The organism is Porphyromonas levii, assembly GCF_018206105.1.
Classification (GTDB): Bacteria; Bacteroidota; Bacteroidia; order Bacteroidales; family Porphyromonadaceae; genus Porphyromonas_A; species Porphyromonas_A levii.
The window spans coordinates 1-17358 of sequence record NZ_JADRGN010000041.1; the positions used below are offsets into that span (position 1 = coordinate 1).

The following is a 17358-nucleotide window of genomic DNA, read 5'->3' on the forward strand; positions in this document are numbered from 1 at the left end:
AGCACAATCCTCACGTATTTGCTCAAGATCTGGATGGCGACCATAGTGCTTGACCACCATAGCCAAGCACGCTGGTCCACAGTCCATCGCATCCTTCTGCTTATAATATCGCATTGTGCCTATTAAAGTAGTAAAGCAACTTAAATTAATCAGTGCCCTGTTATTTAATTCTCAATGTAAATAGTGCCTCCCTGCCTCTTATCTGGTGGTTGACTGAGTATGAATTTAGGAGCCCATAACTCGTATATACGTACTCGTTGTTGTTAAGGATGTTTGTGATAGAGGCTATTAGGTCAATTTTCTTATTTACCCGCCAGGTGATATTGGCATCCATCATAGTAATCTTTTTGTCAACATCTTTTGTGATCTCATTATGATAATATTCTCCCTTGAGCTCAATAGAAAGAGGGTCAATGGGGGTATAGACTAGTTTTAGTGAATGAATGTAGTTGTTAAGTGCTGTAGTTATTCTAGTGGGTGTGTCAAGCCAAGATCGAGAGAACTCAAACTGATACAAGAAAAAGAAGTCTTTGCTGGTGTTTCCATTGAGCATAGACCCGATGGTCAGTAGATTTAGAGCAAAGGGGACCACGCTCTGCTGAGAGATTATATCACGAGAGGTACGCGAGTACATAGCATTGATTCCAAAGCCACCTCTCATAAAGTCAAGGGTCTTATTGAAACTACCTGTGGCATTAAATATTCTACTTTTTGAGTCTGTACGTTCATAGGCATGATAGATATAATTGTCCTTGAAGTCTTGCTTCATCCTGTATGGATTATTTATCCAGTGATGCATCACTATTAGGTTAGAAAAGACACCTTTGGAGGGATTTCTGTAGGATAATCTCGCAGAGATATTTTGCCTTTTGGTCATCAAAAGATCTTCATAGCCGTAACTGAATGATCGGTAGTTGGTAACCACAACTCCCTGATATAGATTATTCAATGAAAGAGGAGTAGTTCCAGAGCCACCTCTGAATGTCAAACTAAGTGCAGAGTTGGGTTGCCAATTGAAAGATAAAGTAGGAGAGTAAATCAATAAATTCTTATCCTCCCATAAGTCTCTAAAATCATAATGACGATAACTTATGGGGAAGCTAAGTACAAATCGTACTTTCCGATGTCTCCATTCTGCTTTGGGTGATGCTAGGAACGTGTAGAAGTTAGAGATACTAAATGGTTGGTTTGTCACAGAATTAATTTGTCTGCCAGATACTCTCCTAAAAAGTCCTTGAAAGCCAGCATTGACTCCTATTACAAATCGTCCTATTTGGAAGTCGTAAAAAGCTTGCTCGTCTGTAAAGAAAGCTTGACTATTAATTTTTTGTCCTCGGGTCTCTACATCGTCTTTAATTATCAGAGTACTAGGTCTTGATTCCCATTCATTAGTACTATTAAAGGTGACTAAATGACGGTCACCAAATCGCTTAATCAATCTGAAGCTATTATTGGCATAATAATTGCGCTGGTTAGCATTTTGAGAATTGTTAAATGTTCCCAGAGTACTAAACTCCATGTTATCCCAGTCAAACTGTGCTTTCGTGCTATTTTGTAGATAATATGTAGGCTGATTTGCTACTACAGTAACATTGGCACGAACCATATTTTCTTTCATCACATCCTCTTTGTCTTCAATTATTATTTTGTCACCTCCGTCCAGAAAATAGGTCATTTTAGCTTTATTCCGACTTGCGAGACGATTACTGAGATAATCTACTTGTAGCTTGATGTCTATTTCATTTCTAGTTTTGTACAAGTGATTTAACGAGGCTATAGAGGAGATGTTGAGGGTGGTTCTCTCTGGCTTGAGAGATGGAGGTGCAGGCGATGTGAGAGCAAAGTAATCTCCTATTTCTGTCCCTCTTGGGGTCTCATTAAACTCAGTCTGCTCATCAGATAGATCAAAGCCATTGTTATTAGACTTCAGAGAGAGTAGGGTTTGTGATCTTGACATTGCAGAAAGGACAAAAAGATCACCGCTCCAAAGTGGACTTTTAGGACTCTGAGAGTATCCACCACCAATAGAGCCGTGTGCGAGCCAAACTGATTTTTTTCCCTTTTTAAGTTTTAGGTTGATTGCAGCTTGGTCGGAGATACTAAATCCATGTAGTACCTGCATAGGCTGATGCCTCTCCATAACTTCTACAGCACCTATGTCATTGGCTGCGATTCCCATTGTGGCTACTCCGTATTTATTTCCCAGTAAATCTTGACCCTCAATGTAAAACTTATTGATATCAACCCCTTGATACTTGATTTTACCAGAGCTCTCTACTTCTATACCAGGCATGCGCTTTAGCACTTCTCCTATCGCTTGGTCATTAGTCTGGGCAAAAGTAGAGACGTAATAAGCAATTGTATCGCCTTGCGCTCTAATCCTTTTTGCTCTTACAGCAACCTCCTTCAGCTCAAAAACCTGCTCTTCCATAAGGATAGTAAGAGGGTAAGATGCTCCGAGGAGAGATATTTCTTGACTAGCATAACTCATCAAAGACACTGATAAGGTAGTTGCAGTATCCACTTTTGTATCGAGCCGAAAACTGCCATGCTCGTCTGTAGAGGTGTGATTTAGCACCTTACCATCACCATTTTTAGCCACGACAATACATCCTTGAAGAGGCTCTTTATTTGATTTGTCAAGGACTCTCCCATAAATACCTGCATAAGAATTATTAGCAAGAAAGGCACAAAGTGCGACATACAAAATTCTAATAAATATCCTCATCATTTATATCATCCAAATTAAGAATAATTACTCCAGTCAATTATTAAGCACTTCAAATCTTCAACTCCATACTCATTAGGCAAGAAATATTCCTCAATTTGTAGCACTGGAAATGCATTGATATTGTACTTTCCTAATAGTCTTTGTGCATGATTTTTATTTATCATAGAAATGATATTCTCTATTTCTATTGTCGGGATTTCCCTTTTGCTGGCTATTGTCCAAATACTTGAAATTGCCTCTAATAATTCACCGTATCTTCTATCGCTTTTTTTAATATCTACAGGAAATAAACAAAGTGAAAAATTGTTGGGATTATTCTTCAGAAGCATTTTGAGATCCTGAATAGCCTTCAAGCAATGATTGCATGCTGAAGAAACCCATAATCCTATTCTAATTTTCTGTTCATTATTATAATTAAGTTGGATACAATAGTCAAAGTTATCTTTATCAAATTGCTTATGTAGCCTAATTTTGAGATATTTATCACTTCTTTTAATCCTTGCATTCTCTATTTGTGTCTTTTTGTATTTGTGATTAGTCTGTATATAGCGCTCTTCTCTGTACCAAAGGTAGAGAAAAACGAAATAAAGACATCCAAATACGAAGAGAAAAGGAACAGTCTTAAAAGTCATAGTCAGTATAGGAAGTAGCAATACTGTCATGATTATCAGAACGAGCAATATAAATAGACAGTAAAAGCATAGTTTCCTAACCTGAATCTGTGAAATTAAAGAGTAAAGCAGAACTATTGGAGATATAAGTACATTTACTTGCGCGAGGGTTGTATGTACCAACGCAGGTTCAGGTAAAGCTATTAATCCAATAAGAGTAAAGAAAGAAAATGCTGAGAAGTAAGCCGATGCATAAACAGATAAAGGCAACCCTAAAAAACGGGAGTGACGAGATTGTGCTACACTTTGGCAGTCTATTAAAGAGCCACGCTTGCAAATTGGCGTAGAGATTAGAGTGTTTGTATTTATCATAGAAGAAGATAGAATCAATCCAATAATGCTTAATCCTAATAGTGGAATATCAAGGATTTGTTGCATTGAAACAGATATCATCAAAGCTAATGTAATCAAGATGGGGTGCTTATGCTGTACTAGACTTTGATATAATTTAAGTAGCCTATTGGGCTTTAAATCTGTGTATAGTACTACACCATCCCACACATTTGTCAGCTCTTCTTCAGTTATTGGTTGAAGTCTTCCCTTGCTAGGGTTATAAACTTTATACCGACCTCGATTGTCCTTATTCATTAGTAGAATATCCCAGTGATTATTAATGTTAGCATGAATCAGAACGTATTTACCCAAACTAGATAGATGCTCAAGGTCAGTTTTGACAATATGGCAATCGAAACCAAATGCTATAAATGTATTGTACAGAGATAGTAGTGTCGGATAAAACGGGGAGGAAATTAATATTCGCAAAAAATCATCACGATTAATATCTAACCTGAATAACCGAATATACTTTAGTGCTACTTCATTCATTTTTTTGACGGATGTCGGTAATCTACCTCTTCAAAATCATATTTTTCTTTTCTTTCTCTTTTACCCTTTGATTTAGTGGGGGTAAGACCGAATGCACCGCTGGCATTTAACTTATCTCCTAAACTCTCTTCTGATGTGATGTAATTATAACGTTTTATGAGATACTCCTCTCTAGTAAGCATTTTGGGTGAGTTAACTTTGTAAATATATATACCCACATCACCGAGCCCCTTTGAGGTCATGCCTTTTGCAGTAAACCTATAGTGTTGTTTGCTATCATACGCATCTAATATTAACCCAGGTAGCCCTCCTAATTTCCATGGTCCATCAGGAATCGGAATATCTAGTGTGTACCATGCATACCAACGTCTTCCTCTAAAAACACATTCGGCTAAATAACACTCATATCCCAGAATAACTGATATAGAGTCTAAATAGCTCCAACTCTGAGTCTCAATTTCTTCAGAGTAAATCCACTGTCCCAGGTCAAATCCCTGATAAACCGTATTTTGTCCAGTAGGCATGTTCTTGAAAAGATACTCTCTTTCAAATCCACCTAATGGTTTGTATTCAGTTGATCCAATTGGGTTTTGTTCATAATAAAGTTGTTCATGAAGATTGAAATTATTAACTCTTAAAGAATCTGCCCATAACTTTAGAGGAGATACCCATATTGATGCAGTCCTTCCCATTCTCAGTACCATCTCAGTGTCGAAAAAATATTCATCTGGTTTTAGAGTGTCTTTTACAACATGTTTATTATAGGTAACTTCAAGAATTGCGGGCTCGTATTTTTTAACAATCTGACCATATCCATTTAGGAATACGAGAGAAAGAAATAGGGTATATATTAATTTCATACTTTTTTATAAATAACTTTTGAATAGGGTAGTTGTAAGTGCTTTAGACATACAACTACCCCCAAATTTCAGTCAGGAAAAAATGATTAGTTTAGTGAAGCGACACACTCATCCCAGCGGTCTGCCCAATCATCCCAATACGCATTTTCAAATTCCTGATTGCCACTGTCTCTGTGCGTGTTTGCTTCACCTTGAAGGCGTGAAACACAATTAGCAGAAGAAGCCGAACCCCCTAGGAGGTTACTTAGTTCAAAAGAGTTTAATTCTCTCATAGTGAAATAATTAGTTAATTGGTTGTTAATAAGAGGACTGCGCACCCCACATTCGGCATTTCTTTTAAATTGTAATGCTTCAATATATAGTACTCCCCATTTTTCGACAACGGGCTAGTGTTTTTTTTCTTTCACTGTCACAAACGTACACATTTTCTTTCTCTTTACATAGTTATTGGTTATTGTTATGCAGCTACTACTATTCCATATTCCATGGCAGGGAGTAGCTTGGTGATACTCTGATGGGGGCGCTCATAGTTATAGAACTTTATCCACTTCCCTATTCCTTGCCGTAGTTCTGAGACTGTATCGGCCGGATTAAGATAGATATACTCTTGCTTGATACTTCTCCAAAAGCGCTCTATCCAAATATTGTCTTTGCAACGTCCTTTCCCATCCATACTTATCCTTATTCCCTTTTCCTCTAATAGCTCTACCCACTTCTTGCTCGTATACTGTACGCCTTGGTCTGAGTTGATAATCTCAGGGCATCCATACTGCTCTATACACTCCTTTACAAGTTCAGTGCAGTTATTGGCTGAAAGCGTATTGGAGAGTTTCCAACCCACCACAAAACGACTATAAACATCTATAACTGCATAGAGGTACATAAACCCCTTCTCCATAGGGATATAGGAAATATCTGTCGACCATACCTGATTGGGGCGCTCTATCTTAAGCCCTCTAAGTAAGTAGGGATGTATATAGCTCGGCATAGTGCCCTTACTGAGGCTCCTCTGTGGGTAGATCACCAGGATTCCCATCTTACGCATAAGTCGCCTTACACGCTTCTCATTCACTGAGTAACCTCTCAGTCTTAGCATATCACGCATATGCACAACTCCAGAGGTCGGATGCTCAGTATGGTACTTATCAATAATACGCATCATCTCAAGGTTCTGCTCACTTTCTCCCTTTGGTTGATAGTACAAGGTGGTGCGGTTAAGCTTCATATACTTACAAAAACGATTTCGACTTAAGCCTGCGGGGCGCAGACGCTCCATCTCGATTATCTCACTTTGAGTCCGGCATCCTCGCAGGCAGTCGCAAAAAAATCGCAGTCTATTGTAAGCTGTCCTACCTTCTGTAATAGTCGTTTATTCTCACTCTCTATCTTCTTAAGTTCTTTGGTGCTATCAGAAGGCTTTTCAAAAGCCTGTGCTGCTTTCTCCTCAAGTTCTCGCATCCATTCTGTAATCTTGCTCGGGCTCACTTCGTATCGCTTCGCTAAACTCTGGATCGTCTCATCGCCCCTCAAGCCGGCTAAAGCAACTTGTGCCTTAAAGCTTGAACTGTATTTACTTCTTCGTCCCATAAACTTCTCTTTTTCTTCTTTTCATCGGAAAATGACAATTAATTCCATCTCAACTCTCAAATCTACCACTTTTTGAGTTGTCTAGTTTTTGGGGAGTATTATATAATTTTTGCTGCTCGCGCCATCCGCTGTCTCCGATCTACTCGAAAGATTGCGTTGCACGATAGGAGCTGGAGGACAGAGCCTAACGGAATGGCGAAGGTCGCCACTTGATTTTTTGCTATCTTTGTAGGAAACAATTTGAAGAATAGGAAGTATGGGGATAGGAAACTTTTATAAGCAACCAAAGCCTAGCAAGTTTAGATACGTTTACCGCTACTACGACCCGAAGAAGGAAGCCGATGAGAAGCGCCGACTTCGGGTGCGTCGCCAGTATGGGCTTGACGAGGAGGTTGATCCAGAACAGGTAAAAGAGGAGCTCAAGGGGTCGTTTCGCAAACAATCAGACCACCTCGCCAAGTACGATAAAGAGCAGGTGGGGGACAAGGCTTTTGCAGAGCGTAACCGTGTTACAATGATTGTGCTGATACTTGGGCTCGTGCTTCTGATATGGCTATTTAGGCATCTTGGCACGGGGCTTTTCAGATACATCGGTCAGGGTTTCACTAATATATTTAGTCTCTTTGGATAAATGGACAGCTTGATCAGGCTTTTGCCCGATAATATCGCCAACCAAATAGCGGCTGGTGAGGTGATTCAGCGACCAGCATCAGTAGTGAAGGAGCTGGTAGAAAATGCCATAGATGCGGGCGCCACGGATATTCAAATAGAAATCAAGGATGCAGGACGCACTCTGATACAAGTTATTGACAATGGCAAGGGTATGGCTCCTATGGATGCGCGTATGGCTTTTGAACGCCATGCTACGAGCAAGATACGGCAGGCCGAGGATCTCTTTGCGCTGACCACGATGGGCTTTAGGGGAGAGGCGCTCCCCTCTATCGCAGCTGTGGCACATGTATCGCTACAGACACGCACTTCAGATAGTGAGCAAGGCATCCGAGTAGAGCTCGAAGGCTCTAAGGTGACTGGTAGCACGCCTGTAGTGTGCCCAGTGGGTGCCAACTTCTCGGTAAAGCACTTATTTTTCAATGTACCGGCAAGGCGGAAGTTCCTCAAGACAGACGACACTGAGTTTCGCCATATCATCAGCGAGATACAAAACGTAGCTGCCGTTCGCCCCGATATCTCATTTACCCTTAGGCACAATGAGGTGGTCACCCTTAAGCTCGACCCCTCCTCGCCTAAGCAGAGGATTATAGATCTATTTGGGAAACGCCTCTCAGAGAATCTATTGACCATAGACATGGAGACACCACTTGCTCATATTCGTGGGTTCGTGACTAAGGCTTCGGCATCACGTAAGAGAGGGGCACAGCAATACTTCTTTGTCAATGACCGATATATGAAGCACCCCTATTTCCACCGCATGGTGATGAATGCCTATGGGGGTCTTATTCCACAGGGAGAAGCACCAGAGTATTTCCTATTCTTCTCGGTAGACCCAGCTAGTATCGATGTCAATATCTCGCCGACCAAGACAGAGATAAAGTTTGAGGCGGAGACGGATATCGCCTCGATACTCTACTCGGCAGTACGGGAGATACTAATGATGGGGGCTGCTGTACCTTCCTTGGATTTTGACGACGAGAAGATGGAGATTCCAGTGGCTACGAAGAACACCGACGGAGCCTTTTTCCCTGAGCCGCCGTCTGTCTCTCCTGAGCTGACCATGAGGAGCAAGATGAATAATGGGGATAGTACACTCCGACTCCCAACTACAGACTTCAAGATGCCCGACATCTCGGACTGGGATAGGTTTTATGAGAACTTCGAGTCTAAGCGAATCACGAGCCAGCCCAAGCAGCAGCCGTTGCCGCACCTCTCGATACCTAAGACGGAGGAAAAGCTAGAGATATCTACGCCTCTCCTCTACGGAAACTATGCTGTGTTTCCCCACCCCAAAGGGTTGGCTCTTGCCGACCTGAAGCGGGTGCAGTACAAGGTACATTACGAGCGCGCCAAACAGCGTCTGAAGGCGGGGGGGCTCGTTTCGCATCGTTTGCTCTTCCCTACACTCATGGAGCTGAGCGCCAAGGAGGCTCAGGAACTAAAGCGTCATCTTGTGCTCCTCGACCGTCTCGGGTTTGACATCTCCGATATGGGGCAAAATGCTTTTACCATTAACGCTGTGCCCGATGGGGTCAATGCAGGTGGCGAGGAACTACTGCTCCACCAAATCCTCACAGAGTGCCAAGCTACGGCAAAGAGTAGCGAGGAAATCCTCTTGGAGGGACTGGTACGTCAATTGGTTCGCTTCCAGATTCAGCAGGGCAAGACTCTGCTCTCGCCGAAAGAAGCTCAAGAACTCCTGACGGAGCTATTCACGCTTCCCGAGCATCTCATTACGCCCGAGGGCAAGAGCACACTCTCTTTCCTTACCGATAAAGAGCTGGATCGGCGTTTCTAGCAAGTAGTGAATACTAAGAGGGGCTACGCAATACCGTAATAGGTATTTGCGTAGCCCCTCTTATATCTAGTAGCGAATGCCTAGGGATTACTTACCCTTCTTCTGCTCGCGGAGCATCTTTTCCTGTTCCTTCTGCATCTGCTCTATACGAGCCATCCACTTAGACTGCTTCTTAGGCTTCTTCTTATTAGCTTCCAGCTGAGCAAGGAGTTTCTCCTCGTTGGTGCCCCACTTGAAGGCTTGGGTCTGGAAGATAGATATCAGCATAGATAGGAGGTAGTAGTAGCTGAGCGCTGCTGCATTCTCATTGAGGAAGAAGAAGAGCATTATTGCCATAATCCACGGCATTAACTTCATTCCCGGCATCTGTGCCTGTCCACTGGAAGCTTGGGTAATCTTCATATAAGCGACCTGTGTCACCGTCATGAGCAGACAGAATAGACTAATGTGATCGCCAATCAATGGGATATTGAAGCCCCAATTGATAACATCGTCGTAAGTCGATAAGTCGAGTGCCCAAAGGAAACTCTCGCCACGAAGGTTGATACTCGTAGGGAAGTACTGGTACATCGCCATCAAGATAGGCATCTGTAGAAGCATAGGGAGACAGCCGCCCATCTGATTGACCCCAGCCTTACGGTAGAGTGCCATAGTCTCCTGCTGGCGTTTCATCATATTCTCCTCGCCTGGGTATTTCTCTGTAATGGCATCTACCTGAGGCTTGAGCACACGCATCTTGGCTTGGCTCTGGAAGCTTTTGTAGGTAAGTGGCATTAGTAGTAGCTTGATGAAGATGGTGAGGAGCAAGATAATCAAGCCGTAGTTGCTGATGAACTTCTCGAGGAAGTTGAAGACGGGCTGTACCAACCAGATATTGATAAAACGAAACCAACCGCCCATCTCTACCACCTTGGCAAGATGTGTCTCATCCTTGAGGTGTGCATCGATATCCTTTAGCAGCTTGTAGTCATTAGGTCCTGTGTAGATCTTGAGACTAATCCCCTCTGCGCCGATAGGGAGTACGCACTTCGCCTCCATTTGCTTGAGCTTGCCATCGGCACCCTCTAGGACATCGCTTATAAGCTGAACCGACTCTAGACCATTGGCACTGTAGAAGATAGAAGAGAAGAACATATCGCGGAATGCGAACCACTTGGCAGTACCGCTTACGCTTTCGTCCACACTCTTGCTTACGCTAAGCTTCTCGATATCTCCACTTGCTGCCTCGTAAGCGATACCAGAGTAGCGCTGCACTGTCTTCGCTGCCTTTTCGTTTTGATAGACAGGTAGACTCATGTGTGCATCGAGGTAAGGGGCATTCTGAGCCATTACCTGCTCGAAGCCTTCGCTCCCTATTTGCACGTCCAATAGATACTTATGCTCCAAGGTATAGAGGAAGCTGAGCTTCTGTCCACTCTCTACGGTAAGGGTCATCCTCAACTGAGTAGGGCTTACTTGCTCAGGTACGAAATAAAGCTCCCTAGTGCTGACTACTCTATTAGAGCGAGTAACAAAGCTGAAGCCCAAGTTGGCATCCTCGGGGCGAACCAATCTAATGGGTTCGCCTAGGTAATCCTTGTACTGCTTCAGTTCGCTAGCAACCAAGAAGCCACCCTTAGTACTAAAGGTGTAAGCTACGCTATCATTTTCGAGTACATAGGTTTGCTCCACGCCATTGGAAGCGCTAGCTAGCTCTCCGAAACTCTGTAGCGACCTTAGCTGTAGAACTGAGTCGCGCTCAGCGGGCGTAAGATTTGCCAATCCGGCATCGTCAGTCGCTGGTTTCGCTGCCAATGCCTCAGCCTCGGCAATCTCTTGTTGGTGGATCTGTGCGATCGAGTCGTTGTACCGCTGTTGTGCCTCCAGCTCTTCCTTAGATGGTCTACCCAGCAGAGTAAAGACCACCAGCACAAGTCCCATCAGTACAAAGCCTGTGATTGTATTTTTATCCATCTATGTTCTGTAATCGTATTATTGCTCCGAGTGCTTAATAGCCGCTCTCATAAAGGACATAAAGAGTGGATGAGGATGAATTAAGGTACTAGAATACTCGGGGTGGAATTGTACGCCGATATACCAATCAAGATCGGGACGCTCTATAACCTCTACTAGTCCGCTGTCAGGGTTCTTCCCCGTAAGAGCAAAACCGGCTTCCTCAAACGCCTGTTCATACTTGCTATTGAACTCATATCGGTGGCGGTGGCGCTCACGAATATCGAGCTTGCCATACGCCTGTGCTACCTTGCTTCCCGCCATTAGGTGGCAGTCATAAGCACCCAAGCGCATGGTACCACCGAGGTTGACTACCGACTTCTGGTCGTCCATTAGATCAATTACAGGATAAGCGGTATTCGGCTCTATCTCGGAAGAGTGAGCGCCCTCAAGCCCAAGCACATTCCTTGCGCCTTCTACGACCATCATCTGCATGCCTAAGCATATCCCGAGAGTAGGCAGATTATGCTCACGGCAATACTTCAGCGCTACCAGCTTACCCTCAGTACCGCGCTGACCAAAGCCAGGAGCCACTATAACGCCATCTATACCCTTGAGCATCTCAGCAATATTATCGTCTGTCATGTTCTCCGACTGCAGATGTACGAGATGGAGCTTCCGACCATTGTAAATAGCGGTCTGCTGAAGCGCCTCGTCGATAGACTTATATGCATCTTGGAGCTCTACGTACTTACCAACTAGCCCTATGGATATCTCCTCCTTGGCGTTATTCTTTAGGTCTAAAAAGGCACGCCAATCCTTCAACTCTGGTTTAGGACCTACCTCCATGCCGAACTTACGGAGCAACACCTCGTCAGCGTCTTGCTCCTGCATCACGAGCGGTACTTCATAAATCGAAGGCACGTCGTAGCTCTGTACCACAGCACGCTTAGGCACATTGCAGAATAATGCTACCTTATTGAGAATACCCTCGTCGAGCTTCATCTCAGTACGAAGCACCAGCATGTCTGGCTGAATCCCCTCCTCCTGCAATTGCTTCACAGAGTGCTGAGTAGGCTTAGTCTTCACCTCGCCTGCCGCCTTGATATAAGGCACATAAGTAAGGTGCACCACCATACACTTATCCTCCAGCTCCCACTTGAGCTGTCGTACGCTCTCGAGGAAAGGCAGAGACTCGATATCACCTACGGTACCACCAATCTCGGTAATCACAAAGTCATACTTCCCGGTAAGCCCTAGGCGCTTCACATTGCGCTTAATCTCATCGGTGATGTGGGGGACTACCTGAACCGTCTTACCGAGGAAGTCACCCTTACGCTCGCGCTGAATAACGTTTTGGTATATTCTACCCGAAGTCACATTATTATCCTTAGACGTACGGATATCCAAGAAACGCTCATAGTGCCCCAAGTCTAGGTCTGCCTCATGCCCATCCTCAGCCACATAGCACTCGCCATGCTCGTAGGGGTTGAGCGTACCTGGATCCACATTGATATATGGGTCAAACTTCTGGATAGTGACACTATACCCACGGCTCTGCAATAGCTTACCGAGCGATGCTGCCACAATACCCTTACCCAATGACGATACCACGCCACCAGTCACAAAGATATATCTTGCGTCGCGCTTCATAAATAAAAATCCTTCTGCCTATTGATAATACGTAAAAAGGTAGGGACACACCTACCAACGCCCGCAAAGTTACCCAAAATTAGCGACTTATCATCACCAAATCTGCACCCTACACAAAAGAGAGCTAGTATGGCATACACGATAATGCTATACCTGTAATACCTAACGAGAGAGAGGCAACCACGAGGGTTGCCTCTCAGCATCAGTTGCCTATCTATAGTTTAGAACCAATAGCCCGCATCGCTATGTGGTGGGACATCACCATAGACCCTATTTAGAAGCGCTTTCAGTGCTTCCTCGGTAGTAATCCCATAGGCATGGGCAATGGACTCGAGATACTTGCGGTCTGCTTCCGTAAGCTCTTCCATTGTTTCACTTTCTACCGTCTCTCTGTAGTCCGCATAGACTACCACAGGAATAGCGAGTTTCATAAGCGTTTTATTGGTAGGTAAAGCCTTCCAGAATGCAGAAGATTTCCCTTCGCTACCCACATCACTGAGAACGACCTCGAGGGTAAACTCACTTCGTGGCACGAAGAAGCCTAAGTACCCTTTGTAACCTATAGGATTGGTCTCGCCCGACACCTTTGCACCATCCTTGATACGAGCGCTGAGCGGATCGGTATCACAATATACATAAGTCATAAACTGATTGATCTCTTTGTGCTGATCAATGGTCTTCTGATCGCCATCGAAAGTTGGCTTAATGCCTCTAGGCACGAAGAAATGCTGCCTATGCTTACCATTCTCTCCGCCGAGCACCTTGTCGGTAATCTTATTCCCTTGAGCGTCGAAATAGTCAATCCACATACCGTATACCGAGCCTGCTTCGCTCTCATCGTGGTGATGATGACCTTCGTGCTCCTCAGCATGTTCGTCGTGATCAACATGCTGTCCTACGCCACCAGTCACACAGAGCTTCTGCACAGAGCTAGGGTCAAGTTCCATAGAGCCATTTGCCTTCCTCACAAAGACGAACTTATTGAAGCGTTTCATATGGACCTGATCTTTAGGGTCGGCGGTCTCATGGAAGCCATACTTGCCATGGAGGTGCCCCTCTATCGCCACAACCTCGACCTTTGCTATATCCAACTGATTAACCAAATCTACTGGCGCTTCCTTGCCTCTACATGAAGTGAGTGCAATAGCTATAGTCGCAATAAATAGTGTAAATATCTTCTTCATCTTGCTTAATTATTAATGGTTTGTACGTTCACGTTAAACTTAAAATCTACATCATACTGAGCGTTGGCAGTCCAAATAGCTGGTTTATAAAATGGAGACGCCTCGCCCTTACTATTCCACTTCGTAGAGCGACCATGCATAAGCCTAAGCCGAATCCCAAAGTTCATACCTGCCGTCTTGAAGGTCATCACCCCCTTGAGTCCAAGAGGGTTTTCCTTCCCAATCACCTTACTATCGGTAGTCATAGGTGCATCCCAAGGGTCGGTATCGAGGTAACGATAATCGATTACCTGAGCTATAGGCACCCCTCCCGTATTTACGGGCACAAAGAAGTGCTGGTGTATCTTATCCTCACCGTTCGTAGCATACTCTCCATTGATAAGCACGCCGCTAGCACTGTAGTGCTTTATTTCCACGAAGTAGGGTACATTGGGCAAAGGCTTTACCTCATCGCTTTGTACCCACTTGGTATCTACGCCCGCAGTAAACTTAAGAACCTTACCGCTCTTATCCGCTATAAACTTATCGCCCTCCATCGTCCCGGGAGTAAATATCACCTCTAGCTTATGCGTGTCTTGGTGATTCTTCTCCTTGGTCTCATCATTAGGCGCCTCGGGTTTACACCCTCCCAATAGGAGTAGCGTGCTCAGAGTGAGCACCGAAATAATCTTATCCATACATTTGAAATAAAATTTATTAGTCTACTAAAATGTATAACGCACCGCAAAGCGAGCATTGATGCCCATGTCGTGGGCATAATAGCGCGCCCTATTGGTGTATTCTTTGTATTCTCTATTCAGTAGGTTCTCTACCGAAAAGGTATAGGTGAGCTTCCCGCATTTCTCCCGCAGCCGCTGCTCATAACTTGCTCGCAAACCAAGGAGATGGTAGGCGGGCGGCGCATAAGGGATAAGGTCGGTCTCAGAATCAAAGCGTTTCTGCTCTGCCACATACTTATGCTCAAGGGCAAAGTATCCACTACCGAAAGAGGCTTTGAGCTCCTGCCCTATCCTAAGCGGGGGGATATAGGGCAGGTAACGACCTGTGCTGCGCTCCGAAGCCCAAATCATCCCAGCAGTCACGCTGTAACTTAGCCAACGAAGTGGCGTAATGGTTGCTTCAGCATCCAAGCCATGAAGCGTGGCAGAGGTCTGCTTGTACCTAAAGAGCGGATAGGCTCCCGAGACTAGTCGGTGCACCTCGCCCGTAGGCTCTTGGTAGATATAGTTATTAATCCATTGGAGATAACCCTCCACATCCAGCTGGAAGTACTGATGGGTATAACCCAGAGAGGCAATCCACTTGAGTGCTCGCTCCGATTTCAGTCCCTCTTGCCCTACCACATAGATACCACTCTCCTGATCCAGACCATTGCTATAGAGCTCTGCCACATGCGGAGAGCGCCAAGCCGTGCCGATCTGGCTCCTTAGGGTAAGTCCCTTAGTCAGTTCCGCAAATCCGCCGAGAGTATAGGTGATATTACGCTGACGCTCTACTCCGCCATAGGGCTCACTATCATAATTGATACCGACAGCCTCTATCCTATTAGCATCTAGGCGGACACCACCCTCTACGCCCCATCGGTCGGTGGCATACTTTCCTAGGGCATAGCTCCCTAAACCTCCCTCAGTATAATTGGGAATCATAGGTACCACACCGGTTCCTGGAGTATTGTAGTTGTTGGTAAAGCTCCCCAGCCATCCCGCTTCGGCTTGCCACCCATGCTTATTATCGTAGCGCCACTGCAATTCGCCCTGTACATTATGGAGTACCAAAGCCATCTCAGGCACTGCGCTCAGCTTATTGCGTCGGAGGTGGTACTCTTCACGCTGATTGCGCTGATACGCCACCTGACTCTTTAGTGTATGATAGCTATCGATATGGTAATGCCCTGAGAGCTTGGCTAGAGTATGATTAACCATGTGGTAGCCATAATCAATCTTACGGGAGAAAGGAGTAATCACCTCATCGGCTGGGCGTCCAGCCTCTATCCGCTCTCTCAGTAGGTCTACATTACCCATCTGAGCACCGAAAAATACGCCCTCCTTCTCCCACAAGTGACTCACGAAGAGCTCTACCTGCACACGGTCATTTTGCAGACCAATAGCACCCTGTCCGCTCCAACTCCTCTGTCCAGTATTATTGAGGAGATACTTAGCACTACGTTTGTCGCCACTATTGGCGTAGTCTCCTTGTAGTCGCCAAGCCCAGTCGCCCTGTCTACCCAAGCTGCTTTCTAGTCCTGCACTAAGACCAAAGCCTAACCCATTGCTCTGAAAGAAAGGGGTCACCTCGCCAACAAGGCATCCATGATGATACGGAAGGGGGTTCTGCTCCACAAGTATCACGCCACCTAGAGCATCGGCACCATACCGTACACTCTCGGCACCCTTGAGTACCGAGATACGCCCTGCCTGAGCTATGTCTATCTCTGGAGCATGGCTACTACTCCATTGCTGACTGGTATGGCGCACTCCGTTATTGAGAATCAGTATGCGATGACCATGCAAACCATGGATAACAGGTTTGCTAGCCGAAGTACCCGTACTGATTAGGCTCACTCCACGGATACCCTCCAGCACTTCACCCAGACTACTTCCCACCCCTTCTTGAAGGGCTAGCGAAGATAGTTTTTGCCCGACGGTCTCACGGCGTATCGGATTGCCCTCTGCAGTAACCACCAGTTCGTGCAACTGCGCTTGGGCAATCTGCATACGTACCACCCTAGGGTGAAGCGACTGAAGTGCCGCTAGTGTAAAACTCTGATTTTCAAATCCGATATAGCTAAATGTAATCAGTTGGTGGTTGCTCAGCCCTGTAGGAACTGTTGCAAACCCTTTGGTGTCTGTGATAGTTCCGCTATCGGCATAGCGAACTGTGACACCGGGGAGGGGTAACCCCTCCGAATCTACCACCTGTAGTCGGAATCCTTGCTCCTGAGCTGCTAGTGGTATTTGTGCAACTACTAGTAGCCAGAAGAGGGAGACCACCGATGTTAGCCTCTTATAAATATGTATCATTTGGAAAACTCTATGCGTTGTATTTACCAATCCTATAATGATTAGCAAACAGGCGGTGCACGGAGTGTAGGATGGGCAGATAGCCCTGAAAATAAAGTATCGGTATAAATTGTCCCCAAGACGAGGCGCCCTACATAGGCAGCAACTGGGACATCGGAAGTCTCAACAATCGAGAAAGGTGAAGCCACAAAGACAAGTAGCATACACTGCTCGTCATCGTCTCCATCAGAATAATGCTCTGCGTGGAGATGCTCATGGATATGATGGTGCGAAAGCGTATGCGCTATAAGTGCTCCACCAAGCCAGACCATCACGGTCAGCATCAGTAGCGCACCCAGCCTATTTGCTCTTTTCACATCAATCTTTCTCATACACAGACAAAGATATACCAATCTATGCACACCACCAAGCCCCTAACATTTATT

14 protein-coding genes are annotated in these 17358 nt (G+C 45.0%); 2 read left to right on the forward strand and 12 right to left on the reverse strand.

Annotation, left to right across the window (positions count from 1 at the left end):
- The 6 genes from IX315_RS09805 to IX315_RS08085 all read right to left on the reverse strand — a co-directional run.
- Positions 1-114, reverse strand: a 114-nt coding sequence (locus tag IX315_RS09805; RefSeq protein ID WP_211837350.1) for a cysteine peptidase family C39 domain-containing protein, incomplete at its 3' end; no start/stop codon positions are given.
- Between the two features lie 46 nt (positions 115-160).
- Positions 161-2731 carry a carboxypeptidase-like regulatory domain-containing protein gene (locus IX315_RS08065; RefSeq protein ID WP_134850008.1) on the reverse strand — a complete coding sequence of 857 codons (2571 nt, stop codon included), beginning with the start codon at positions 2729-2731 and terminating at the stop codon, positions 161-163.
- A 14-nt stretch (positions 2732-2745) separates the two neighbouring features.
- The gene (locus tag IX315_RS08070) at positions 2746-4227 is read right to left on the reverse strand and encodes a vitamin K epoxide reductase family protein (protein WP_211837349.1); all 1482 of its coding nucleotides are present in this window, start codon (positions 4225-4227) and stop codon (positions 2746-2748) included.
- A complete protein-coding gene (locus tag IX315_RS08075) occupies positions 4224-5087 on the reverse strand; it encodes a GLPGLI family protein (protein WP_134850006.1) in 864 nt (287 codons plus the stop codon). The genes IX315_RS08070 and IX315_RS08075 overlap by 4 nt, the downstream gene beginning before the upstream one ends.
- 457 nt (positions 5088-5544) lie before the next feature.
- Positions 5545-6363 (reverse strand): IS3 family transposase, encoded by an 819-nt coding sequence (locus IX315_RS08080; protein ID WP_280527316.1) that lies wholly within the window; start codon positions 6361-6363, stop codon positions 5545-5547.
- A gap of 5 nt (positions 6364-6368) precedes the next feature.
- The gene (locus IX315_RS08085; protein ID WP_211642592.1) at positions 6369-6674 is read right to left on the reverse strand and encodes a transposase; all 306 of its coding nucleotides are present in this window, start codon (positions 6672-6674) and stop codon (positions 6369-6371) included.
- A 256-nt stretch (positions 6675-6930) separates the two neighbouring features.
- On the opposite strand from IX315_RS08085, the gene IX315_RS08090 reads away from it, so the two are divergent.
- Entirely contained in the window at positions 6931-7305 is a 375-nt protein-coding gene (locus IX315_RS08090) for a hypothetical protein (RefSeq protein WP_018357493.1), read from the forward strand.
- On the forward strand, positions 7306-9144 hold the full coding sequence (gene mutL / locus IX315_RS08095; protein WP_211642123.1) for a DNA mismatch repair endonuclease MutL: 1839 nt from the start codon (positions 7306-7308) through the stop codon (positions 9142-9144). It abuts the gene before it with no gap.
- 87 nt (positions 9145-9231) lie between these two features.
- Here the strand turns inward: mutL and yidC are convergent, their stop codons facing one another.
- The 6 genes from yidC to IX315_RS08125 form a co-directional block, all read right to left on the reverse strand.
- Positions 9232-11097, reverse strand: coding sequence for a membrane protein insertase YidC (gene yidC, locus IX315_RS08100; RefSeq protein ID WP_211830602.1), 1866 nt, complete (start codon positions 11095-11097; stop codon positions 9232-9234).
- An 18-nt stretch (positions 11098-11115) separates the two neighbouring features.
- A complete protein-coding gene (locus IX315_RS08105; protein ID WP_211635760.1) occupies positions 11116-12729 on the reverse strand; it encodes a CTP synthase in 1614 nt (537 codons plus the stop codon).
- A 221-nt stretch (positions 12730-12950) separates the two neighbouring features.
- Positions 12951-13913 (reverse strand): hypothetical protein, encoded by a 963-nt coding sequence (locus IX315_RS08110; RefSeq protein ID WP_211638114.1) that lies wholly within the window; start codon positions 13911-13913, stop codon positions 12951-12953.
- Positions 13914-13918: 5 nt separating this feature from the next.
- Positions 13919-14590 carry a hypothetical protein gene (locus IX315_RS08115; protein WP_211638115.1) on the reverse strand — a complete coding sequence of 224 codons (672 nt, stop codon included), beginning with the start codon at positions 14588-14590 and terminating at the stop codon, positions 13919-13921.
- A 27-nt stretch (positions 14591-14617) separates the two neighbouring features.
- Positions 14618-16933: a TonB-dependent receptor gene (locus tag IX315_RS08120; RefSeq protein WP_211833316.1), complete on the reverse strand. Its 2316-nt coding sequence runs from the start codon at positions 16931-16933 to the stop codon at positions 14618-14620.
- Between the two features lie 41 nt (positions 16934-16974).
- Positions 16975-17304: a hypothetical protein gene (locus IX315_RS08125; protein ID WP_018359369.1), complete on the reverse strand. Its 330-nt coding sequence runs from the start codon at positions 17302-17304 to the stop codon at positions 16975-16977.
- Positions 17305-17358: the final 54 nt, after the last annotated feature.